Origin of the sequence: Streptomyces sp. NPDC060028, from assembly GCF_042736725.1 — a bacterium.
Lineage (GTDB): Bacteria > Actinomycetota > Actinomycetes > Streptomycetales > Streptomycetaceae > Streptomyces.
Map to the genome: position 1 here is coordinate 39,673 of NZ_JBHWVJ010000044.1, position 21,958 is coordinate 61,630.

Here is a 21,958-nt window from a genome sequence, read left to right on the forward strand (position 1 = left end):
TCACACTCTCGACTCGCCGTTCATCCTGTCAGATCCGACGACCGTTGATCAGCCTGGACAGCTACCGTTCACCGAGCTGTTCACCAACGCTCGACTCAGTGGTCGCAAGCCCAGGGCGCCGCGGCGACGGCGGCGCCCGCCTGCTCACGGAGCGTACGCACGGCAGCCGACGGGTCGACCGCTCCGTAGACCGCGCTGCCCGCGACGAAGACGTCCGCGCCGGCCTCGGCACAGCGCTCGATGGTCGAGGCCGAGACCCCGCCGTCGACCTGGACCCAGACCTCCAGACCGTGCTTGGCGATCAGCTCCCGGGTCCGGCGGATCTTGGGGAGCATGATGTCGAGAAAGGGCTGGCCGCCGAAGCCCGGCTCGACCGTCATGATCAGCACCATGTCGAGCTCGGGAAGGATGTCCTCGTACTGCTCGATCGGCGTCGCGGGCTTGAGCGCCATGGACGCCCGGGCCCCCTTGGCCCGGATCTCCCGCGCGAGGCGCACGGGCGCGGCAGCGGCCTCGGCGTGGAAGGTGACGGAGCCCGCGCCGGCCTCGACGTACTGGGGGGCCCAGCGGTCGGGGTCCGCGATCATCAGGTGCAGGTCCAGCGGAATGTCCGTCGCGCGGCTCAGCGACTCGACGATCGGCACACCGAGAGTGAGATTCGGGACGAAATGGTTGTCCATCACGTCGACGTGCAGCCAGTCGGCCCCCTCGACGGCCTTCGCCTCCTCGGCGAGTCGGGCGAAGTCGGCGGACAGGATGCTGGGATTGATCTGAACGGCCATGCCCCAAGCGTGCCATGCCGTCGGCGGGTTCCGGCCACTACCCCGGAAGTCGCCGAAACCGCAGCGATCCGGCGCGCGCAGGGGCCTCCCGGCCCCCTCCACACCCCCCGGACACACGGGCCGGGCCCGGGGCCTACCCCGTGCGCCGGATCAGCGCCAGGTACATCGCGTCCGTGCCGTGCAGGTGCGGCCACAGCTGGACGTCCGGGCCGTCGCCCAGGGCCGGTACGCCGCTCATGTACGGGCGGGCGTCGATCAGTTCCGCGGCGACGGGGGTCGCGCCCGCGCCGCGGCCCTTCAGGACGTCCTCCACCACCACGCGGGTCTCCGCCAGGTGCGGCGAGCACGTCGCGTAGCCCACGACACCGCCCACCCGGACCGCCGAGAGGGCCTCCCGCAGCAGCGCCCGCTGGAGCGGCCCGAAGCTCTCCAGGTCTTCCGGGCGACGGCGCCAGCGCGCCTCGGGGCGGCGGCGCAGCGCGCCCAGGCCGGTGCACGGAACGTCCATCAGCACCCGGTCGAAGGACCCCGGCAGCCACGGCGGGCGGGTGCCGTCGGCCGTGATGACCTGGTACGGCCCCGGGTTCCCGGCGAGCGCCCGCTCGACCAGGCGCGCCCGGTGCGGCTGCTTCTCGGAGGCCAGCAGGAACGCCCCGCGCTGCGCGGCCAGCGCCGCCAGCAGCGCCGCCTTGCCGCCCGGGCCCGCGCAGCCGTCGAGCCAGCGGCCGTCGCGGCCCTCGACCGGCACCTGGGCCAGGGCCATCGCCACGAGCTGGCTGCCCTCGTCCTGGACCCCGGCGCGGCCCTCGCGGACCGCCTCCAGCGCGCCCGGCTCGCCGCCCTCGGACATCCGGACGGCGTACGGGGACCAGCGGCCCGGCAGCGCCGAGTCCTCGCCCACCGCTTCCAGCAGCTCCTGCGCCGTGGACCGGCCCGGGCGCGCCACCAGCGTGACCTCGGGCCGCTCGTTGTCGGCCTCCAGCAGGTCCTCGATGCCGGCGCGGCCGCCGCCGAGCGCGTCCCACAGGGCGCTGACCACCCAGCGGGGGTGCGAGTGGTAGATCGCGAGGTGTTCCTCGGCGTCGTCCTCGTAGGGCGGGGCGACCTTCTCCAGCCACCCCTCCAGGTCGTGCGCGGCGATCTTGCGCAGGACGGCGTTCACGAACTTCGCGCGCCCGTCCCCGAGCACCACGCGGGCCAGCTCCACGCTCGCGGAGACCGCCGCGTGGGTGGGGATCCGGGTGCCGAGCAGCTGGTGCGCGCCGAGCGAGAGCACGTCCAGCACCGGCGGGTCGACCTCGCGCAGCGGCCGGTCGATGCAGGCCTTGATGACCGCGTCGTACGTCCCCTGGCGGCGCAGCGTCCCGTACACCAGCTCGGTGGCCAGCGCCGCGTCCCGCGCCTGGAAGTTCTCGTCCTGGCGGGCCTTGCGCAGCAGCGGCGGCAGGACGAGGTTGGCGTACGCATCGCGCTCGCCCACCGCCCGCAGCGCCTCGAAGGCCAGCATGCGGACGGGGTCCTTCTTGGGGCGCCGGTGCGGCTTGGCCTGCTTGCCGGACGGCTTGCCGCCCCCGCCGGCTGCAGGTTGGCGACGAGGCTGACGAGGCTGTTCGCTCACGTGAAAGGTGCTCCGGGGTTACGAGGTACGAGGTGCTACGGGTGAGGAGAAGGAGGAGGAGGAGTACGGCTCGGTTCAGCCTACGTCGGCCCCGCCGAGCCGCTCGCCGGGAGCGATGCGCACCCCGCGGGCCCAGTCGGCGCCCTTCATCGGCTTCTTGCCCTGGGGCTGCACCCAGAGCAGTTCCACGGCGTGCGATCCGGTGCCGACGTAGAGGTTGTTCTTGGCGGGGGCCAGCACCCCGGGCTCCAGGTCCGTGCGGTCGCTCACCAGTCCCAGCGAGATCAGCTTGAGCCGCTCGCCGCGGAAGACCGTCCAGGCGCCCGGCGCCGGCGTGCAGCCGCGCACCACGCGGTCCGCGCGCATCGCCGGGGCCTTCCAGTCGATCCGGGCGTCCTCGACGGTGATCTTCGGGGCGAGCGAGATCCCGTCGGTGGGCTGCGGAACGGCGTGCAGGGTGCCGTCCTCGATGCCGTCCATGGTCGCGGACAGCAGTCCGGAGCCGGCGAAGGCGAGCCGGGTCAGCAGGTCGCCGCTGGTGTCGGTGGGACGGACCTCCTCGGTCAGGATCCCGTAGACCGGACCGGAGTCGAGGCCCTCCTCGATCTGGAAGGTGGAGGCTCCGGTGACCTGGTCCCCCGCCATGACCGAGTGCTGTACGGGCGCGGCCCCGCGCCAGGCGGGCAGCAGCGAGAAGTGCAGGTTGACCCACCCGTGGCGGGGGATCTCGATGGCGCTCTTGGGGATCAGCGCACCGTACGCGACCACCGGACAGCAGTCGGGGCCGATCTCGCGCAGCCGGGCCTGGAAGTCCGGGTCGCGCGGCCGGGCGGGCTTGAGGACCTCGATCCCGGCCTCCTCGGCGCGCTCCGCGACAGGGCTGGCGACGACGCGGCGGCCGCGGCCGGCCGGTGCGTCGGGACGGGTGATGACGGCGGCGACCTCGTGACGCCCGGAGGCGATCAGGGCGTCCAGGGCGGGTACGGCGACCTCGGGGGTGCCTGCGAAGACGAGCTTCACCGGTGTCTACCTCGCTATCTCGGCTGTCAGCAGCGCACCAGTCTATGGTCTGTCCGCGAGGGCGGCCCACCTGCGGTCATGCCGCCGCCGGGGTGGGGCCGCATGCGGGCCGTGAGGGGGCGTACGCACACACACGCGCCCCTCGCATATGCCGACACGCCCCCATAGCGTGACCTGGGCGCCGGGTGGCGCGTTGGTCAAGAGAGATTGACCTACACGGGCCGCGTTTGAACGGTGTCTGCGGCCCTATCCGCTCTTCAGCACCGGTTCGAGAGGCTTCTTCATGGCCGACCACGCCACCCACGACGCCCAAGCACGGGCCAGCCTGCACCTCCTGGTGCGGGACATCGAGCGGGTTCGCCGCCAGGTGGATGCTCTGCGTACGCTCACCGCCCAGCTCGGCAACGTGTACCGCCCGCGCCGCTCAGGTCCCTCCACGGGCTTCGTCGTCTACGGCCGGGCGCCCGCGCCCACCGTCCGCCTCGCGCAGGAGCTGCGGGACAGCGTCGAGACGCTGGTCACCGCCGCGGTGGACTTCGACCGCTCGCTCGGCTTCTCGTGGGACGCGGTCGGATCGGCGCTCGGCGTCACCAAGCAGGCCGTGCACCGGCGCTACGGTGCACGGCGCGCGCAGAGCGCCGAGTCCGCCGAGCGCGAGCAGCAGGCCGAGAGCACGACGACCCGGACGCTGGGTCCGCTGCCCACCGTCCCGGCGGCCCGCTCGGTCCCGCCGCAGCCGCTGCGCGAGGAGTCCCAGGCGGCGGCCGCGGGCGCGTCCCGCTCCGCCGCCTTCCCGGGTCCCCGCAACGGCTGACCCGTCCCCCGCCGCCGGGACGCCGACCCCCGACGGCCCCCGCCCCACCCCGCCCCCGGCGGAGCGACCCCAGGCCGCCCCACCGGGGGCGCTCGGCGTTCGGGCCGGAATGTGGCTGGTGTCGCCGGGCAAAGATCAGCCTCGCGGGCGTTTGGGGCGCGGGGCGTGGGGCGGAGCCCCGGGAAACGGCGGGGCGTCAGCCGATGTCCGGCGGGTCGATGCGGATCCGCACCGCGTCCGCCGCCGCCACGCCCCGCGCCAGGCGGGCCGCCTGCGCCGACTTCAGGGCCGCCGCCAGCGCAGCGCCACTGCCCGGCGGGACCCGGATCAGCGCGCGCTCCCCCGCGGACGGCTCCCCGCGCCGAGCCGGCAGCGGCACCGGCCCGAGTACCTCCGCGTCCGCCGGCAGGCCCGCACCGGCCAGGAAGGCCTCCACCGCCTCACCGCGCCCGGCCACCGCCGCCATCCGCGACACCGGCGGGAAACCGAGCTGGGCCCGCTCCGCGAGCTCCCGCACCGCATGCCCGACGGGGTCCCACCGCACCAGCGCCTGGACGGGCCGCAGCGTCGGCTCGGCGACCACGACGACCTGCCCGTCCCCCCGTACCAACGAGGAGGCGGCGATCCACCGCCGCAGCGCGTCCTCGCCCGCCCGCAGGTCGGGCCGGGTCAGCATGGCCCAGCCGTCGAGCAGCAGCGCCGCCGCGTACCCGGCGCCCGCCGCGACCGGTTCGGCGCCGGGGGTGGACACCACCAGCGCCGGCTGGTCCGGCACCTCGTCCAGCACGTGGTCGCGCCCGGAAGTCCGTACGGGCACGGCCGGGAAGGCCCGCCCCAGTTCCTCGGCGGTCCGCCGGGCGCCGACCACCTGGGCCCGCAGCCGGAAGGAACCGCACTCCTCGCAGTGCCACGCCGGCTCGGCCCGCCCGCACCACCCGCACTGCAGGTCCCGCGCGTCGGGGGCCTCCAGCGGCCCCGCGCAGACCGTGCACCGCGCAGGTGTCCGGCACCGCTCGCAGGAGAGCCGGGGCACATAGCCGCGCCGGGGCACCTGCACCAGTACGGGCCCGGTCTTGAGCCCCTCCCGTACGGTCTCCCACGCCAGGCTCGGCAGCCGGGCGGCCCGCGCCGCGCCGTCGCGGGCCAGCAGCTCGTCGCCGACGGTCCGGATCCGCGGGGCGCACGCCCGTACCGTCTCGCGGCTCGCGGCCAGCGGGCGCGCCCAGCCCGACTCCACCAGCTGCGCGGCCTCGACGGTGCAGCTGGTGCTCCCGGCGAGGAAGCCGCAGCCGTCGCTGACCGCCCGCAGTTCCAGGACCTCCCGGACGTGCGGGAAGGGGGCGTTGTCGTCGCTGTGGCTGGAGTCCCCGTCGTCCCAGACGGCGACCAGCCCGAGGTCCCGTACGGGTGCGAACATCGCGGCCCGGGTGCCGACGACGGCCCGCACCGAGCCGCGGCTCACGGCCAGCCACTGGCGGTAGCGCTTCTCGGGCCCGGACTCGGCGGTGAGCAGCGCGTGCCGCCCGTCTCCCAGCAGGGCGGTGAGCGCCGCGTCGACACGGGCGGCGGTGCGCCCGTCGGGTACGACGGCGAGGGCGCCGCGGCCGGAGGCGAGGGTGGCGGCCATGGCGCGGGCCAGCTCGTCGGCCCAGCCGGGGCCGGGCAGGGCGGTCCACACGGCGCGGGGCGCCCCGCCGGTGGCCAGGGCCCGCAGGAAGCCCGGGCCGTTGCCGTACCGCTCCCAGCCGCCGGGTTCGGGGACGGCGGGCGGCGGCAGCGGCTCGGGCGAGGGCTTGGCCTCGGCGCGGGCGCTGCGCGCCGGCAGGGCGAGCTGGAGCACGTCGGCCAGGCTGCCGGCGTACCGGTCGGCGACGGCGCGGGCGAGGGCGAGCATGCTCGGGCCGAGCACGACTTCGGGCGAGACGACCTGGGCGAGGGCGGCGAGGGCGCCGCTGTAGTCGGACTCGGCGCGCCGCTCGACGATGAACCCGTCGATGAGTCCGCCGCCCTCGCGGCGGCCGCCGTGGACCTGGTGGGAGCCGGCGCCGAAGCGGACCCGGACGCGGACGCCCGGCCGGGCGCTCTCGGCGAGCTCGGCGGGGACGGCGTAGTCCCACAGCTGGTCGAGGTGGAGCACGCCCTTGTTGACGAGGATCCGGGCGACCGGAAGCTCCTCGGCGAGGGCGGCCCCCCGCCAGGTGCGGGGTTTGGCCTTGGGTGCCTTGGCCTTCGCCTCGGCCACCATTTCCCGGATCAGGGCGAGCTGTTCCGGCGGGGAATCGTTCGCGCTGCTCACACCAGCATTCTTACCAAACGCCACCGACAACGAACGGCCCCGGACCTGGAGAGTCCGGGGCCGTTCGGTTCGGCAGGGTCTTACAGACCGGCGGCGGCGCGCAGGGCGTCCACGCGGTCCGTGCGCTCCCAGGTGAAGTCCGGCAGCTCGCGGCCGAAGTGGCCGTAAGCGGCGGTCTGGGCGTAGATCGGGCGCAGCAGGTCGAGGTCGCGAATGATCGCGGCGGGGCGGAGGTCGAAGACCTCGCCGATGGCCTCCTCGATCTTCTGGACGTCGACCTTGGCGGTGCCGAAGGTCTCGACGAAGAGACCGACGGGCTCGGCCTTGCCGATGGCGTACGCGACCTGGACCTCGCAGCGCGAGGCGAGCCCGGCGGCGACGACGTTCTTGGCGACCCAGCGCATCGCGTACGCGGCGGAGCGGTCGACCTTGGACGGGTCCTTGCCGGAGAAGGCGCCGCCACCGTGGCGGGCCATGCCGCCGTAGGTGTCGATGATGATCTTGCGGCCGGTGAGGCCGGCGTCGCCCATCGGGCCGCCGATCTCGAAGCGGCCGGTCGGGTTGACCAGCAGCCGGTAGCCCTCGGTGTCGAGCTTGATGCCGTCCTCGACGAGCTGGGCCAGCACGTGCTCGACGACGAACTCGCGGATGTCCGGAGCGAGCAGCGAGTCCAGGTCGATGTCCGCGGCGTGCTGCGAGGAGACCACGACGGTGTCCAGGCGCACGGCCTTGTCACCGTCGTACTCGATGGTGACCTGGGTCTTGCCGTCGGGGCGCAGGTACGGGATGGTCCCGTTCTTGCGGACCTCGGACAGCCGGCGGGAGAGCCGGTGCGCGATGTGGATCGGGAGCGGCATGAGCTCGGGGGTCTCGTCGCAGGCGTAGCCGAACATCAGGCCCTGGTCGCCGGCGCCCTGCTTGTCGAGCTCGTCCTCGTCGCCCTCGACCCGCTTCTCGTACGCGGTGTCGACGCCCTGCGCGATGTCCGGGGACTGGGCGCCGATGGACACCGAGACGCCGCAGGAGGCGCCGTCGAAGCCCTTCTTGGACGAGTCGTAACCGATCTCGAGGATCTTGTCGCGCACGAGCTGGGCGATCGGCGCGTAAGCCTTCGTCGTCACCTCGCCCGCGATGTGCACGAGACCGGTGGTGATGAGGGTCTCCACGGCCACGCGCGAGGTCGGGTCCTCGGCGAGGAGCGCATCGAGGATCGTGTCGCTGATCTGGTCAGCGATCTTGTCGGGGTGACCCTCGGTCACGGACTCCGAGGTAAACAGGCGACGGGACACAACGCTCCCTGGGGTTGCAGCGGCTGCTGGCTGATCATTTGGCGGAACCACATCGGGGGCTGCGCCCGATCACGTTCCGGATGCAGTTTATCGGTCGCCACCGTACGCCGGACCACCCGTCTCGCTCTGTGGGAGGTGTGTGACCTGCGGCACTCCATTCTTGCGCAAGGACTTGCCCGCGGAAAGAGGCTCCACTCAGGCGCGTCGGAATGTGAGGCGAGCCGCGACCTGGTCCCAAATCACTTCGGCCAGCGCTTCCTTAGGACCGTAGGGAACCTGCGTCTCACCCCCGTCGGAGGCCAGGATGACGGCCTCGTTCTCCTCGGAACCGAAGGTCTTGGCTTCGCCGACCTCGTTCACGACGAGAAGGTCACACCCCTTGCGCAGGAGCTTGGCACGCCCGTTGGCGAGCACGTCGTCCGTCTCGGCGGCGAAACCGACCACGATCTGACCCTCCCGGGCCCGGTCGGCGGAGATCTCGGCGAGCACGTCCGGATTGCGCACGAGGGCGACCGGCGCGGGGTCCTCCCCGTCCTTCTTCTTGATCTTTCCGCCGGCGTACTCGGCCGGCCGGAAGTCGGCGACGGCCGCGGCCATCACGACGGCGTCGGCGTCGGCGGCCGCCTTGAGCACGGCCTCCCGCAGCTGGACGGCCGTGCCGACCCGTACGACGTCCGCCCCGGCCGGGTCGGCGAGTGCGGTGTTGGCCGCGACGAGCGTGACCCGGGCGCCGCGCGCGACGGCGGTGCGGGCGAGCGCGTAGCCCTGCTTGCCCGAGGAGCGGTTGCCGAGGAAACGGACGGGGTCGAGCGGCTCCCGGGTGCCGCCGGCGCTGATGACCACGTGTCGTCCGGCGAGGTCGGGCTCGGCCCCCGGGCGTGCCAGGACCCTGCGGCAGACCTCGTAGATCTCCTCGGGGTCGGGCAGCCGCCCCTTGCCGGTGTCCTTGCCGGTGAGCCGGCCGACGGCGGGCTCGATGACCACGGCTCCGCGCCGGCGCAGCGTGGCCACGTTCTCCTGGGTGGCGGGGTGCTCCCACATCTCGGTGTGCATCGCGGGGGCGAAGACCACCGGGCAGCGCGCGGTGAGCAACGTGTTGGTCAGCAGGTCGTCGGCGAGGCCGTGGGCGGCCTTGGCCAGCAGGTCGGCGGTGGCCGGGGCGACGACGACGAGGTCCGCGGACTGGCCGATGCGCACGTGCGGCACCTCGTGGACGGTCTCCCAGACCTCGGTGGAGGCCGGGTTCCCGGAGAGGGCGGCCCAGGTGGCCTCGCCCACGAAGTTCAAGGACGCGGCCGTCGGCACCACCCGTACCTCGTGCCCGGACTCGGTCAGCCGGCGCAGCAGCTCGCACGCCTTGTAGGCGGCGATCCCGCCGCTGACCCCCAGCACGACCTTCGGCTTACCCACCAGGCACTCCCCTTCAGGATCCGTCTCACTGTGACACCTATGGGGCCTATGACACACCACAGGCCCGGCAGATGTTCTGCCGGGCCTGTGGTGAAAGGAATTTCGGTGCCTTACTGAGCCGGGGCCTCGATGGCCTCGGAGGTCAGCAGACCCGCGTTGATCTCGCGCAGCGCGATCGAAAGCGGCTTCTCGTGGACGTGGGTGTCCACCAGCGGGCCGACGTACTCGAGCAGGCCCTCACCGAGCTGCGAGTAGTACGCGTTGATCTGACGCGCACGCTTGGCCGCGTAGATCACGAGGCTGTACTTCGAGTCAGTAGCCTCGAGCAGCTCGTCGATCGGCGGGTTGATGATGCCCTCGGGCGCAGTGATGGAAGAGGACACGCTCTACCTTCCGAAGATGGGTGAAAGATCAAGCATTGACCGATGCAAAAATCGATCAACGATCAGACAACTTCCATCAAGGCTAGCAGCTCGCGGGCCACGTCCTCGACGGAGGTGTTGACAAGGGTGGTGTCGAACTCGGACTCGGCAGCGAGTTCGATCTTGGCGGTGTCGAGCCGGCGCGCGATCACCTCGGCCGTTTCGGTGCCCCGGCCGGTGAGCCGCCGGACCAGTTCGTCCCAGCTCGGTGGGGCCAGGAAGACCAGCTGGGCCTCGGGCATCGACTCGCGGACGAGCCGGGCGCCCTGGAGGTCGATCTCCAGCAGTACCGGTTCGCCGTTCTCCAGGCGTTCCAGCACTGCGCCGCGCGGTGTGCCGTAGCGGTTGCCCGCGAATTCGGCCCATTCGAGCAGCTCGCCGTTGGCGATCAGCTTGTCGAACTCGTCGTCGTTGACGAAGAAGTACTGGACTCCGTGTCGCTCACCGGGCCGCGGCTTGCGGGTGGTGGCCGACACCGAGAGCCAGACCTCGGGGTGGACCTTGCGCATATGCGCGACGACCGTGCTCTTGCCGACCCCCGAAGGGCCGGAGAGCACGGTCAGCCGCGGACGAACCTCTGCTGCCATAGAGCGATTATCCAGCTTCTCGGGACTGCCTGAGAACGCCGGGGGAACTCCAGGCGACGCGTCAGCCGGCAGGAGTGCCGAACTCACGCTCCAGAGAGGCGATCTGGTTGGAGCCGAGACCTCGAACACGTCGAGACTCGGAGATGCCGAGGCGCTCCATGATCTGCTTGGCGCGCACCTTGCCCACGCCAGGCAGGGACTCCAGCAGGGCGGAGACCTTCATCTTTCCGATGACGTCGTTCTCCTGGCCCGTCTTGATGACCTCTTGGAGCGAGGCGCCGGAATGCTTGAGTCGATTCTTCACCTCGGCCCGCTCCCGGCGAGCCGCGGCGGCCTTTTCGAGCGCGGCTGCGCGCTGTTCAGGGGTAAGGGGCGGAAGAGCCACGCCTACGTCACCTCGGATGTCGAACTGTCGGATACGGACCAGCGGGGAGCCCGAAGGCACCACGCCAGGAGAGGGCCCGAACAGCGGTGTTGCTCGATCGCTGCTCGTTCACTCTGATCGGAGACTAGCGGCCATGACCGCTCCAGTCAGCGAGAACGGACGAAAAGTCCTGGTCAGCCTCCACTGAACCGTACATCACGGACAAACTACCCCGGTTTTGTCCGAGGAAAGACGTTCGAATTTCGTCAGGTGGGGCGACGAGCCCTCCGCCGGCCTCCCCGAAAGACCGAAATCCGGGTCCGGGGAGCGCCGTGCGCAGGTCGTGTCAGGCGGCCACGGCCTTGCGGATCTCCTCCGCGAACTCGTTCGCCGACGCGCGCAGGGCGTCCGCGTCCGGCCCGTGCTTCAGCACCCCCCGCGACACGTTCGGCACGACGTTGCGGACGGCCGCGCCGAAGACGCCCGGCAGGTCCTGCGCCGTCGCGCCCTGCGCGCCGATCCCGGGGGCCAGCAGCGGCCCGTTGATGTCCAGGTCGAAGGAGGAGAGGTCGCCGAGCGTGGCGCCCACGACCGCGCCGAAGGAGCCCATCGGCTCCGCGCCCGCGTTCTCCGCCGCCAGGTGCGCCAGCATCGTCGCGGCGACCGACAGCCCGTCGGCGCGCACCGCCCGCTGGACCTCCGCACCCTCCGGGTTCGAGGTGAGGGCCAGCACGAACAGGCCCGCCCCGGATTCCCGCGCCAGCTCCACGGCCGGCTTCAGCGAGCCGTAGCCCAGGTACGGGGAGACCGTCAGCGCGTCCGAGAACAGCGGCGAAGAAGGTGAGAGGAAGGTCTCGGCGTAAGCGGCCATGGTCGAGCCGATGTCGCCCCGCTTGGCGTCCATGACGACCAGGGACCCGGCCGCCCGCGCGTCCGCGACGGTCTGCTCCAGGACCGCGATGCCCCGCGACCCGAACCGTTCGAAGAAGGCGGCCTGCGGCTTGAACACCGCCACCGAGTCCGCCAGGGCCTCCACGACGGTGCGGGAGAACCGCTCCAGGCCCGCGATGTCGTCGTTCAGGCCCCAGGAGGCCAGCAGCTCGGCGTGCGGGTCGATGCCCACGCACAGCGGGCCGCGCGAGTCCATGGCGGCGCGCAGGCGGGCACCGAACGGGGTCACGGGGGTCACAGGGGTCACTGCGCGGCCTTTCGGGTCTCGGCGCCCACCGCGTCGGCGAGCGTCTCGTACGGGCTGGCGGCCAGGCGCGCGGCCAGGCCCTTGTGGATGGCGCGGGCGTAGAACGGGCCCTCGTAGATGAAGGCGCTGTAGCCCTGCACCAGGGTCGCCCCGGCGAGGATCCGCTGCCAGGCGTCCTCGGCGTTCTCGACGCCTCCGACACCCACCAGCACCAGCCGGTCCCCCACACGGGCGTACAGCCGCCTCAGGACCTCCAGGGAGCGCTGCTTGACGGGGGCGCCGGACAGCCCGCCGGTCTCCTTCACCAGGGACGGGTCGGAGCGAAGGCCCAGGCCCTCCCGCGCGATCGTCGTGTTCGTGGCGATGATGCCGTCCAGGCCCAGCTCCAGCGCGAGGTCGGCGACCGCGTCCACGTCCTCGTCGGCGAGGTCCGGCGCGATCTTGACCAGCAGCGGGACCCGCCGGTCCGTCACCACGCGGTCCGCGGCCTCGCGCACGGCCACCAGCAGCGGGCGCAGGGACTCGGTGGCCTGGAGGTTGCGCAGCCCCGGGGTGTTCGGCGAGGAGACGTTGACCACGAGGTAGTCGGCGTGGCGGGCGAGGCGCTCGGTCGAGGCGACGTAGTCCTGGACGGCCTCCTCCTCCGGTACGACCTTCGTCTTGCCGATGTTGACCCCGACGACGGTCTTGCCCCGTGTCTTCTTCTGCGCCGCCGTACGGGTGGCCAGGCGCTCGGCCACGGCCGCGGAGCCCTCGTTGTTGAAGCCCATCCGGTTGATCAGCGCGCGGTCCGGCACGAGCCGGAAGAGCCGCTTCTTCGGGTTGCCCGGCTGGGCCTGGGCGGTGACGGTGCCGATCTCGATGTGGTCGAAGCCGAGCATCGACATGCCGTCGATGGCGACGGCGTTCTTGTCGAAGCCCGCGGCGAGGCCGAAGGGGCCGTGCATCCGCAGGCCGAGCGCCTCGGTGCGCAGCGACGCGTGGCGCGGGGCCAGGGCCGCCGCCACGAAGGTGCGCAGCACCGGCGTACGGGCCGTGAGGCGGATCCAGCGGAAGGCCGTGTAGTGGGCCTGCTCCGGGTCCATCCGCTTGAAGACGAGGTTGAAGAAGAGTTTGTACATCGGCTGGAAGATCCCTCTGCGCTCATGAAGAGGGGGACACCCGTCGCGTCAGCGAATCCGGTGTCCCCCTCTCCTGTACGGGCTGCTAGTCGCGGGCCGCGATCAGGTGCTCGGCGTGTTCCTGGAGCGAACGGACGCCCACGTCGCCGCGGTTGAGCGCGTCGATGCCCTGGACGGCGGCGGCGAGCGCCTGGACCGTCGTCAGGCACGGGACGCTGCGCGCCACGGCCGCCGTGCGGATCTCGTAGCCGTCGAGGCGGCCGCCGGTGCCGTACGGGGTGTTGACGATCAGGTCGACCTGGCCGTCGTGGATCAGCTGGACGATGGTCTTCTCGCCGTCCGGGCCCTCGCCCTCGCTGAGCTTGCGCACCACGGTGGCGTTGATGCCGTTGCGGCGCAGCACCTCGGCGGTGCCGGAGGTCGCGAGCAGCTCGAAGCCGTGGGCGACGAGCTCGCGCGCCGGGAAGATCATCGAGCGCTTGTCGCGGTTGGCGACGGAGATGAAGGCGCGGCCCTTGGTCGGCAGCGGGCCGTAGGCGCCGGCCTGCGACTTGGCGTACGCCGTGCCGAAGACGGAGTCGATGCCCATGACCTCGCCGGTGGAGCGCATCTCCGGGCCGAGGACCGTGTCGACGCCGCGGCCGTGGATGTCGCGGAAGCGCGACCACGGCATGACGGCCTCCTTGACGGAGATCGGCGCGTCGAGCGGCAGGGTGCCGCCGTCGCCGGTCTTGGGCAGCATGCCCTCGGCGCGCAGCTCGGCGATGGTGGTGCCGAGCGAGATGCGCGCGGCGGCCTTCGCGAGCGGGACGGCGGTCGCCTTCGAGGTGAAGGGGACGGTCCGGGAGGCGCGCGGGTTGGCCTCCAGGACGTAGAGGATGTCACCCGCCATCGCGAACTGGATGTTGATCAGGCCGCGGACGCCGACGCCCTTGGCGATGGCCTCGGTGGAGGCGCGCAGGCGCTTGATGTCGTAGCCGCCGAGGGTGATCGGGGGCAGGGCGCAGGCCGAGTCGCCGGAGTGGATGCCGGCCTCCTCGATGTGCTCCATGACGCCGCCGAGGTAGAGCTCGGTGCCGTCGTAGAGGGCGTCGACGTCGATCTCGATGGCGTCGTCGAGGAAGCGGTCGACCAGCACGGGGCGGGTCGGCGAGATCTCGGTGGACTCGGCGATGTACGACTCGAGGCGGGCCTCGTCGTACACGATCTCCATGCCGCGGCCGCCGAGCACGTACGAGGGGCGCACGAGGACGGGGTAGCCGATCTCGTCGGCGATGGCCTTGGCACCCGTGAAGGTGGTGGCGGTGCCGTGCTTGGGGGCCGGCAGGCCGGCGTCGGCGAGGACCTGGCCGAAGGCGCCACGGTCCTCGGCGGCGTGGATGGCCTCCGGCGAGGTGCCGACGACGGGGACGCCGTTGTCCTTGAGCGCCTGGGCGAGACCGAGGGGGGTCTGGCCGCCGAGCTGGACGATGACACCGGCGATCGGGCCCGCGAGGGACTCGGCGTGCACGATCTCCAGCACGTCTTCGAGCGTCAGCGGCTCGAAATACAGGCGGTCGGAGGTGTCGTAGTCGGTGGAGACGGTCTCCGGGTTGCAGTTGACCATCACGGTCTCGTAGCCGGCGTCGCTGAGGGCGAAGGAGGCGTGGACGCAGGAGTAGTCGAACTCGATGCCCTGGCCGATGCGGTTCGGGCCGGAGCCCAGGATGATGACCGCGGGCTTGGTGCGCGGGGCGACCTCGGACTCCTCGTCGTACGAGGAGTAGAAGTACGGGGTCTTCGCGGCGAACTCGGCGGCGCAGGTGTCGACCGTCTTGTAGACCGGGCGGACGCCGAGCGCGTGGCGGACCTCGCGGACGACGTCCTCGCGCAGGCCGCGGATCTCGGCGATCTGGGCGTCGGAGAAGCCGTGGCGCTTGGCCTCGGCGAGCAGCTCGGGGTGGAGCTTCTCGGCGGCGGCCAGCTCGTCGGCGATCTCCTTGATCAGGAAGAGCTGGTCGACGAACCAGGGGTCGATCTTCGTGGACTCGAAGACCTCTTCCTGGGTGGCTCCGGCGCGGATGGCCTGCATGACGGTGTTGATGCGGCCGTCGGTCGGGCGGACCGCGGCGGCGAGGAGCTCGGCCTTGTCGCCGACCGGGCCGACGAAGGTGAACTGCGAGCCCTTCTTCTCCAGGGAGCGAAGGGCCTTCTGGAGCGCCTCGGTGAAGTTGCGGCCGATGGCCATGGCCTCGCCCACCGACTTCATGGTGGTGGTGAGGGTGGAGTCGGCGAGCGGGAACTTCTCGAAGGCGAAGCGCGGGGCCTTGACCACGACGTAGTCGAGGCTCGGCTCGAAGGAGGCCGGGGTCTTCTCGGTGATGTCGTTGGGGACCTCGTCGAGCGTGTAGCCGATGGCCAGCTTGGCGGCGATCTTGGCGATCGGGAAGCCGGTGGCCTTCGACGCGAGCGCCGAGGAGCGCGAGACCCGCGGGTTCATCTCGATCACGATGACGCGGCCGTCGACCGGGTCGATGGCGAACTGGATGTTGCAGCCGCCGGTGTCGACGCCGACCTCGCGGATGATCGCGATGCCGATGTCGCGCAGCCGCTGGTACTCGCGGTCGGTCAGCGTCATCGCCGGGGCGACGGTGATGGAGTCGCCGGTGTGGACGCCCATCGGGTCGAAGTTCTCGATGGAGCAGACGACGACCACGTTGTCCTTGGTGTCGCGCATCAGCTCCAGCTCGTACTCCTTCCAGCCGAGGATGGACTCCTCCAGGAGCACCTCGGTGGTCGGGGAGAGCGTCAGGCCCTGGCCGGCGATGCGGCGCAGCTCTTCCTCGTCGTGCGCGAAGCCGGAGCCGGCGCCGCCCATGGTGAAGGAGGGGCGCACGACGACGGGGTAGCCGCCGAGGGTGTCGACGCCCTGGATGACGTCGTCCATCGTGTGGCAGATGACCGAGCGGGCGGACTCGCCGTAGCCGATCTTGGCCTTGACGGCCTCGACGACGCCCTTGAAGAGCTCGCGGTCCTCGCCCTTGTTGATGGCCTCGACGTTGGCGCCGATGAGCTCGACACCGTACTTCTCGAGCACACCCTGCTCGTGCATGGAGATGGCGGTGTTCAGAGCGGTCTGGCCGCCGAGGGTCGGGAGCAGCGCGTCGGGGCGCTCCTTCGCGATGATCTTCTCGACGAACTCGGGGGTGATCGGCTCGACGTACGTGGCGTCGGCGATCTCCGGGTCGGTCATGATCGTCGCGGGGTTGGAGTTCACCAGGATGACCCGCAGACCCTCGGCCTTGAGGATGCGGCAGGCCTGGGTGCCGGAGTAGTCGAACTCGGCGGCCTGGCCGATGACGATCGGGCCGGAGCCGATGACCAGGACGGACTGGATATCGGTGCGCTTAGGCACGCTCGGCCTCCATCAGCGATACGAAACGGTCGAAGAGGTACGCGGCGTCGTGCGGGCCGGCAGCCGCCTCGGGGTGGTACTGGACGGAGAAGGCCGGCTGGTCGAGCAGCTGGAGGCCTTCCACGACCTGGTCGTTCAGGCAGACGTGGGAGACCTCGGCGCGGCCGTAGGGGGTCTCGGAGACCTTGTCGAGGGGCGCGTCCACGGCGAAGCCGTGGTTGTGCGCGGTGACCTCGACCTTGCCGGTGGTGCGGTCCTGCACCGGCTGGTTGATGCCGCGGTGGCCGTACTTCAGCTTGTACGTGCCGAAGCCGAGCGCGCGGCCCAGGATCTGGTTGCCGAAGCAGATGCCGAAGAGCGGGGTCTTGCGCTCCAGAACCCCCTGCATGACGGCGACGGGGCCGTCGGCGGTGGCCGGGTCGCCCGGGCCGTTGGAGAAGAAGACGCCGTCGGGGTTGACCGCGTACACGTCCTCGACGGTGGCGGTGGCGGGGAGCACGTGCACCTCGATGCCGCGCTGGGCCATCCGGTGCGGGGTCATGCCCTTGATGCCGAGGTCCACGGCGGCGACGGTGAACTTCTTCTCGCCGATCGCGGGGACGACGTACGTCTCCTTGGTGGCGACCTCGGCGGAGAGGTTGGCGCCCTTCATCTGCGGGGCTTCCAGGACGCGGGCCAGCAGGGCCGCGTCGTCGGCCACGGCCTCGCCGGAGAAGATGCCGACGCGCATGGCGCCGCGCTCGCGCAGGTGGCGGGTCAGGGCGCGGGTGTCGATGCCGCAGATGCCGACGACGCCCTGCTTGACCAGTTCCTCGTCCAGCGAGCGCTGCGAGCGCCAGTTGGACGGGACGCGGGCGGGGTCGCGTACGACGTAGCCGGCGACCCAGATGCGGGAGGACTCGGGGTCCTCGTCGTTGACGCCGGTGTTGCCCACATGCGGGGCGGTCATCACGACGACCTGCCGGTGGTACGACGGGTCGGTGAGGGTCTCCTGGTAGCCGGTCATGCCGGTGGAGAACACGGCCTCGCCGAAGGTCTCCCCCACAGCGCCGTAGGCACGGCCGCGGAAGATCCGACCGTCCTCCAGGACGAGTACGGCGGGAGCTTTGGCAGCTCCCCTGGTGGAGGTCGTCATCGTTCGGCGCCTTCCGTCGTGATGGATGAGTTCATGAGATTGACGGCTTCGACCCATGCGGCGTGTTCGGCCGCGCGGTCGGAGCGGAATCCGGAGTCGATCAGCCTGTCGCCGTGCGCCCATGTGACGACGAGCAGACCGCCCTCGGTGAGTACCTTGCCCGCGATTCCCTTGTCGAGGCGGGCGCCGCGCAGTTGCGCGGCCGGTACGAAGAAGTCGGTGGCACCCGGACGGACCACGTCGAGGCCCGCCTCGGTGAGCGTGAGCTCGACCCGGCTGCGGACGCCCAGACCGTGGGCGACGATCCGGTCGAGCCACTGCCCCGCGGTGGTGGACCCGTGGTACCGGCCGGTCAGGGCCAGGCGGTGCTCGGGGAGACCGCCGGGGGCGACGGGCAGCTCCGGCAGATCGCTCTGCAGGGTGCCGCGCCATTTCCAGCCCTGCCGCATCAGCCAGTACACGAAGGCGATGAAGACGAGCAGACCGATCACCCACGCGATGCGCGCGCCCCAGTCCGTCACCTCCGCCGACTGTCGTTCGGCGGCCTCGGCGGCCAGTTGGATCACTGCAGGTGTCACGCCAGCTTCCCGTCCACGACCGTTGCCCGGCCCCGCAGGAAGGTGTGCGTGACGCGACCCGGCAGCTCACGGCCCTCGTAAGGCGTGTTGCGGCTGCGGGAGGCGAAGTGTGCGGGGTCCACGACTCCACGGTACGAGGTATCGACCAAGGTCAGGTTCGCGGGTTCACCTGCCGAGACGGGCCGGCCGTGGTTCTGCAGGCTGCCGATGCGCGCCGGGGCGTGGGACATGCGCTCGGCGACGCCCGCCCAGTCGAGCAGTCCGGTCTCCACCATCGTCTGCTGGACGACGGACAGCGCGGTCTCCAGGCCCACCATGCCCATGGCGGCGGCGGCCCACTCGCAGTCCTTGTCCTCGTGCGGGTGCGGGGCGTGGTCGGTGGCGACGATGTCGATCGTGCCGTCGGCGAGCGCCTCGCGCAGGGCCATGACGTCGCGCTCGGTGCGCAGCGGCGGGTTGACCTTGTAGACCGGGTCGTACGAGCGGACGAGCTCGTCGGTGAGGAGCAGGTGGTGCGGGGTGACCTCGGCGGTGACGTCGATGCCGCGGGACTTGGCCCAGCGGACGATCTCGACGGAGCCGGCGGTGGAGAGGTGGCAGATGTGCACGCGGGAGCCGACGTGCTCGGCGAGGAGGACGTCGCGAGCGATGATCGACTCCTCGGCGACGGCCGGCCAGCCGCCGAGGCCCAGCTCGGCCGAGACGATGCCCTCGTTCATCTGGGCGCCCTCGGTCAGGCGGGGCTCCTGGGCGTGCTGGGCGACGACGCCGCCGAAGGCCTTCACGTACTCCAGGGCGCGGCGCATGATCACGGCGTCGTCCACGCACTTGCCGTCGTCGGAGAAGACGGTGACGCGGGCGGCGGACTCGTGCATGGCGCCCAGCTCGGACAGCTTCTTGCCCTCCAGGCCCACGGTGACGGCGCCGATCGGCTGCACGTCGCAGTAGCCGGACTCCTTGCCCAGGCGCCAGACCTGCTCGACGACGCCGGCGGTGTCGGCGACCGGGAAGGTGTTGGCCATGGCGAAGACGGCGGTGAAGCCGCCGGAGGCGGCGGCGCGGGTGCCGGTCAGGACGGTCTCGGAGTCCTCGCGGCCGGGCTCGCGCAGGTGGGTGTGCAGGTCGACGAGGCCCGGGAGGAGCACCTGGCCCTCCGCCTCGATGACGGTCGCGCCCTCGGCGGACAGGTCCTGCCCCACCTCGGCGATGGTCTCGCCGTCGATCAGGACGTCCTGCGCCTCGCCACCGAGCACCTTCGCGCCACGAATAAGGATCTTGCTCATCTTTACTTGCTCTCCTCGGTGCGGGGCGTGCTGGTGGTGGTGACGGCGGGCTCGGATCCGCCGAGCAGCAGGTACAGGACGGCCATGCGGATCGACACGCCGTTGGCGACCTGCTCGACGACCGTGCAGCGGTCGGAGTCGGCGACCTCGGCGGTGATCTCCATGCCGCGGACCATCGGGCCGGGGTGCATGACGATGGCGTGCTCGGGCATCCGCGCCATGCGCGCGCCGTCCAGACCGTAGCGCCGGGAGTACTCGCGCTCGGTCGGGAAGAAGGCGGCGTTCATGCGCTCGCGCTGCACACGCAGCATCATGACCGCGTCGGACTTCGCCAGCACCTCGTCGAGGCTGTACGAGATCTCGCACGGCCAGGTTTCGACGCCGACCGGCACCAGGGTGGGCGGGGCCACCAGGGTGACCTCGGCGCCGAGGGTGTGGAGCAGGTCGACGTTGGAGCGGGCCACGCGGCTGTGCAGGACGTCGCCGACGAGGGTGATCCGGCGGCCGTCGAGCCCCTTGCCGAGTCCGGCGTCCTTGCCGACCAGGCGGCGGCGCATGGTGAACGCGTCGAGCAGGGCCTGGGTGGGGTGCTGGTGGGTGCCGTCGCCCGCGTTGATCACGGGGGCGTCGATCCAGCCGGAGGTCGCGAGCCGGTAGGGGGCGCCGGAGGCGCTGTGCCGGATGACCACGGCGTCGACGCCCATGGCCTCCAGGGTCTGGGCGGTGTCCTTGAGGGACTCGCCCTTGGAGACGCTGGAGCCCTTCGCCGCGAAGTTGATCACGTCGGCGGAGAGGCGCTTCTCGGCGGCCTCGAAGGAGATGCGGGTACGGGTCGAGTCCTCGAAGAAGAGGTTGCAGATCGTGCGGCCGCGCAGGGTGGGCAGCTTCTTTATCGGCCGGTCCGCGACGCGGGCCATCTCCTCGGCGGTGTCGAGGATGAGGACGGCGTCGTCGCGCGTGAGATCGGCGGCCGAGATGAGGTGGCGCTTCATCCGGGTGCTCCGTAAGTCGGGGAGGGCAGACAGCGGGGCTGGCTGGAGGCACGGGCAGGGCAGGCTGCGGCGCGGGCCCGGGGGCCCGTGGCGCGTACGGGCTAGAGCCCGGCCGGCCGGTCGGTCCGCTGGCCGAGCAGCACGGCGTCTCGGCCGTCCTCCTCCTGGAGCTGGACCTTGACGGTCTCCCGCAGCGACGTGGGGAGGTTCTTGCCGACGTAATCGGCGCGGATCGGCAGTTCGCGGTGGCCGCGGTCGACGAGGACCGCGAGCTGCACGGCGCGGGGGCGGCCGATGTCGCCGAGGGCGTCGAGGGCGGCGCGGATGGTGCGCCCGGAGAAGAGCACGTCGTCGACGAGGACCACGAGGCGGCCGTCGATGTCGTCGCCGGGGATCTCGGTGCGGCCGATCGCGCGGGCGGGCTTCATCCGCAGGTCGTCGCGGTACATGGTGATGTCGAGGGAGCCGACCGGGATCTTCGTACCGGTGATCTCTTCGAGCTTGGCGGCCAGCCGGCGGGCCAGGTACACACCGCGGGTGGGGATGCCGAGGAGCACCACGTCGTCGGCGCCCTTGGCGCGTTCGACGATTTCGTGGGCGATGCGGGTCAGGACCCGCGCGATGTCCTGTGCGTCGAGTACGGGACGCATGGCATCGGAGAGCCCGGAGTTCTGGGCAGCGTTCTGAGTGTCCATGAAAAGGACCTCCTTCTCCGCCTCACGGGACGGACCTTAAAGGACGTCTGATCTACGCGTTCCACGGTACCAGGGGGATCGGGTCGAATTCGCATCGGGGCTGACCAGAGCCCCTCTAAGAGGGGGTTGGTGACCATTCGGCTTGACGCACCCAAGTAACGCTGCGTAACCTCACAGTGAGTTACCAGCCGCGCGGCGGAGCCGCTCGTCGTCACAGCGTCCGGGAGCCTTATGTCCAGCGAATACGCCAAACAGCTCGGGGCCAAGCTCCGCGCCATCCGCACCCAGCAGGGCCTTTCCCTCCACGGTGTCGAGGAGAAGTCCCAGGGCCGGTGGAAGGCCGTTGTGGTCGGTTCCTATGAGCGCGGAGACCGCGCCGTGACCGTCCAGCGCCTCGCCGAGCTGGCGGACTTCTACGGGGTGCCGGTTCAGGAGCTGCTGCCGGGTACGACTCCCGGCGGGGCTGCCGAGCCGCCGCCGAAGCTGCGCCTCGACCTGGAGCGCCTGGCCCACGTACCCGCCGAGAAGGCCGGACCGCTGCAGCGTTACGCCGCGACGATCCAGAGCCAGCGCGGCGACTACAACGGCAAGGTGCTGTCGATCCGCCAGGACGACCTGCGCACCCTGGCCGTCATTTACGACCAGTCCCCCTCGGTCCTGACCGAGCAGCTCATCAGCTGGGGAGTCCTGGACGCGGATGCCCGTCGCGCCGTGGCGCACGAGGACATCTAGCTTCCTGGGCCCAGGGCCAGCAGAAACGTTACCGGTGGGTGCCGGGGTGCCGAGAGGCGTCCCGGCACCCACCGGTTTTGTCGTACCCGCGCAGCCGGCCGCGCACCCCGCATTACGGAAGGGCGCCCCCCGCGCGCGCGGAGGGCCCAAAGCTAGGAAGCCGAGGGGCGCCTGCACCAGATCCATCTCGAAAGTTAACCAATCCAAGACCCCGAGACCAGGCCAAAA

19 protein-coding genes are annotated in these 21,958 nt (G+C 71.5%); 2 read left to right on the top strand and 17 right to left on the bottom strand.

The annotated features are described in order from the left end of the window. Positions 1-95: 95 nt before the first annotated feature. The 3 genes from rpe to fmt all read right to left on the bottom strand — a co-directional run bounded on the left by rpe (position 96) and on the right by fmt (position 3,420). Positions 96-782, bottom strand: coding sequence for a ribulose-phosphate 3-epimerase (gene rpe / locus ACFWBF_RS22200; RefSeq protein WP_385604497.1), 687 nt, complete (start codon positions 780-782; stop codon positions 96-98). A gap of 133 nt (positions 783-915) precedes the next feature. After that, a complete protein-coding gene (locus ACFWBF_RS22205) occupies positions 916-2,400 on the bottom strand; it encodes an RsmB/NOP family class I SAM-dependent RNA methyltransferase (RefSeq protein WP_385604500.1) in 1,485 nt (494 codons plus the stop codon). Between the two features lie 75 nt (positions 2,401-2,475). After that, complete coding sequence (gene fmt, locus ACFWBF_RS22210) at positions 2,476-3,420, bottom strand: methionyl-tRNA formyltransferase (protein WP_385604502.1); 945 nt, start codon at positions 3,418-3,420, stop codon at positions 2,476-2,478. Positions 3,421-3,703: 283 nt separating this feature from the next. Here fmt and ACFWBF_RS22215 point away from each other — a divergent pair, with 283 nt between their 5' ends. Then, positions 3,704-4,234, top strand: coding sequence for a hypothetical protein (locus ACFWBF_RS22215; RefSeq protein ID WP_385604505.1), 531 nt, complete (start codon positions 3,704-3,706; stop codon positions 4,232-4,234). Positions 4,235-4,430: 196 nt separating this feature from the next. Here ACFWBF_RS22215 and ACFWBF_RS22220 read toward each other — a convergent pair whose 3' ends face one another. From ACFWBF_RS22220 to pyrR, 14 genes are all read right to left on the bottom strand, one after another. Next, on the bottom strand, positions 4,431-6,530 hold the full coding sequence (locus tag ACFWBF_RS22220; protein WP_385604508.1) for a primosomal protein N': 2,100 nt from the start codon (positions 6,528-6,530) through the stop codon (positions 4,431-4,433). A gap of 80 nt (positions 6,531-6,610) precedes the next feature. Continuing rightward, positions 6,611-7,819, bottom strand: a complete 1,209-nt coding sequence (metK, locus tag ACFWBF_RS22225; protein ID WP_385224805.1) for a methionine adenosyltransferase — start codon at positions 7,817-7,819, stop codon at positions 6,611-6,613. Positions 7,820-8,014: 195 nt separating this feature from the next. Beyond that, positions 8,015-9,229: a bifunctional phosphopantothenoylcysteine decarboxylase/phosphopantothenate--cysteine ligase CoaBC gene (coaBC, locus tag ACFWBF_RS22230; protein ID WP_385604511.1), complete on the bottom strand. Its 1,215-nt coding sequence runs from the start codon at positions 9,227-9,229 to the stop codon at positions 8,015-8,017. Positions 9,230-9,339: 110 nt separating this feature from the next. Beyond that, positions 9,340-9,612 carry a DNA-directed RNA polymerase subunit omega gene (gene rpoZ, locus ACFWBF_RS22235; RefSeq protein ID WP_004948662.1) on the bottom strand — a complete coding sequence of 91 codons (273 nt, stop codon included), beginning with the start codon at positions 9,610-9,612 and terminating at the stop codon, positions 9,340-9,342. A gap of 62 nt (positions 9,613-9,674) precedes the next feature. Beyond that, complete coding sequence (gene gmk, locus ACFWBF_RS22240; RefSeq protein ID WP_385604514.1) at positions 9,675-10,238, bottom strand: guanylate kinase; 564 nt, start codon at positions 10,236-10,238, stop codon at positions 9,675-9,677. A gap of 61 nt (positions 10,239-10,299) precedes the next feature. Continuing rightward, a complete protein-coding gene (locus tag ACFWBF_RS22245; protein ID WP_008740406.1) occupies positions 10,300-10,623 on the bottom strand; it encodes an integration host factor in 324 nt (107 codons plus the stop codon). 325 nt (positions 10,624-10,948) lie between these two features. After that, the gene (gene pyrF, locus ACFWBF_RS22250) at positions 10,949-11,791 is read right to left on the bottom strand and encodes an orotidine-5'-phosphate decarboxylase (protein WP_385604538.1); all 843 of its coding nucleotides are present in this window, start codon (positions 11,789-11,791) and stop codon (positions 10,949-10,951) included. A gap of 5 nt (positions 11,792-11,796) precedes the next feature. Next, positions 11,797-12,921 (bottom strand): quinone-dependent dihydroorotate dehydrogenase, encoded by a 1,125-nt coding sequence (locus tag ACFWBF_RS22255; protein ID WP_385604517.1) that lies wholly within the window; start codon positions 12,919-12,921, stop codon positions 11,797-11,799. A gap of 85 nt (positions 12,922-13,006) precedes the next feature. Then, positions 13,007-16,315 (bottom strand): carbamoyl-phosphate synthase large subunit, encoded by a 3,309-nt coding sequence (gene carB, locus ACFWBF_RS22260; RefSeq protein ID WP_385604520.1) that lies wholly within the window; start codon positions 16,313-16,315, stop codon positions 13,007-13,009. After that, complete coding sequence (gene carA / locus ACFWBF_RS22265; protein WP_385604523.1) at positions 16,308-17,450, bottom strand: glutamine-hydrolyzing carbamoyl-phosphate synthase small subunit; 1,143 nt, start codon at positions 17,448-17,450, stop codon at positions 16,308-16,310. The genes carB and carA overlap by 8 nt, the downstream gene beginning before the upstream one ends. After that, positions 17,447-18,028, bottom strand: coding sequence for a hypothetical protein (locus ACFWBF_RS22270; RefSeq protein WP_385604526.1), 582 nt, complete (start codon positions 18,026-18,028; stop codon positions 17,447-17,449). Before ACFWBF_RS22270 ends, carA begins: the two co-directional genes overlap by 4 nt. After that, positions 18,025-19,311, bottom strand: a complete 1,287-nt coding sequence (locus ACFWBF_RS22275) for a dihydroorotase (protein ID WP_385604529.1) — start codon at positions 19,309-19,311, stop codon at positions 18,025-18,027. The genes ACFWBF_RS22270 and ACFWBF_RS22275 overlap by 4 nt, the downstream gene beginning before the upstream one ends. Before the next feature lie 2 nt (positions 19,312-19,313). Then, positions 19,314-20,303 (bottom strand): aspartate carbamoyltransferase catalytic subunit, encoded by a 990-nt coding sequence (locus ACFWBF_RS22280; RefSeq protein ID WP_385604532.1) that lies wholly within the window; start codon positions 20,301-20,303, stop codon positions 19,314-19,316. Positions 20,304-20,404: 101 nt separating this feature from the next. Continuing rightward, a complete protein-coding gene (gene pyrR, locus ACFWBF_RS22285) occupies positions 20,405-20,998 on the bottom strand; it encodes a bifunctional pyr operon transcriptional regulator/uracil phosphoribosyltransferase PyrR (RefSeq protein WP_385604535.1) in 594 nt (197 codons plus the stop codon). Between the two features lie 231 nt (positions 20,999-21,229). On the opposite strand from pyrR, the gene bldD reads away from it, so the two are divergent. Beyond that, entirely contained in the window at positions 21,230-21,730 is a 501-nt protein-coding gene (gene bldD / locus ACFWBF_RS22290; RefSeq protein ID WP_069929708.1) for a transcriptional regulator BldD, read from the top strand. Positions 21,731-21,958: the final 228 nt, after the last annotated feature.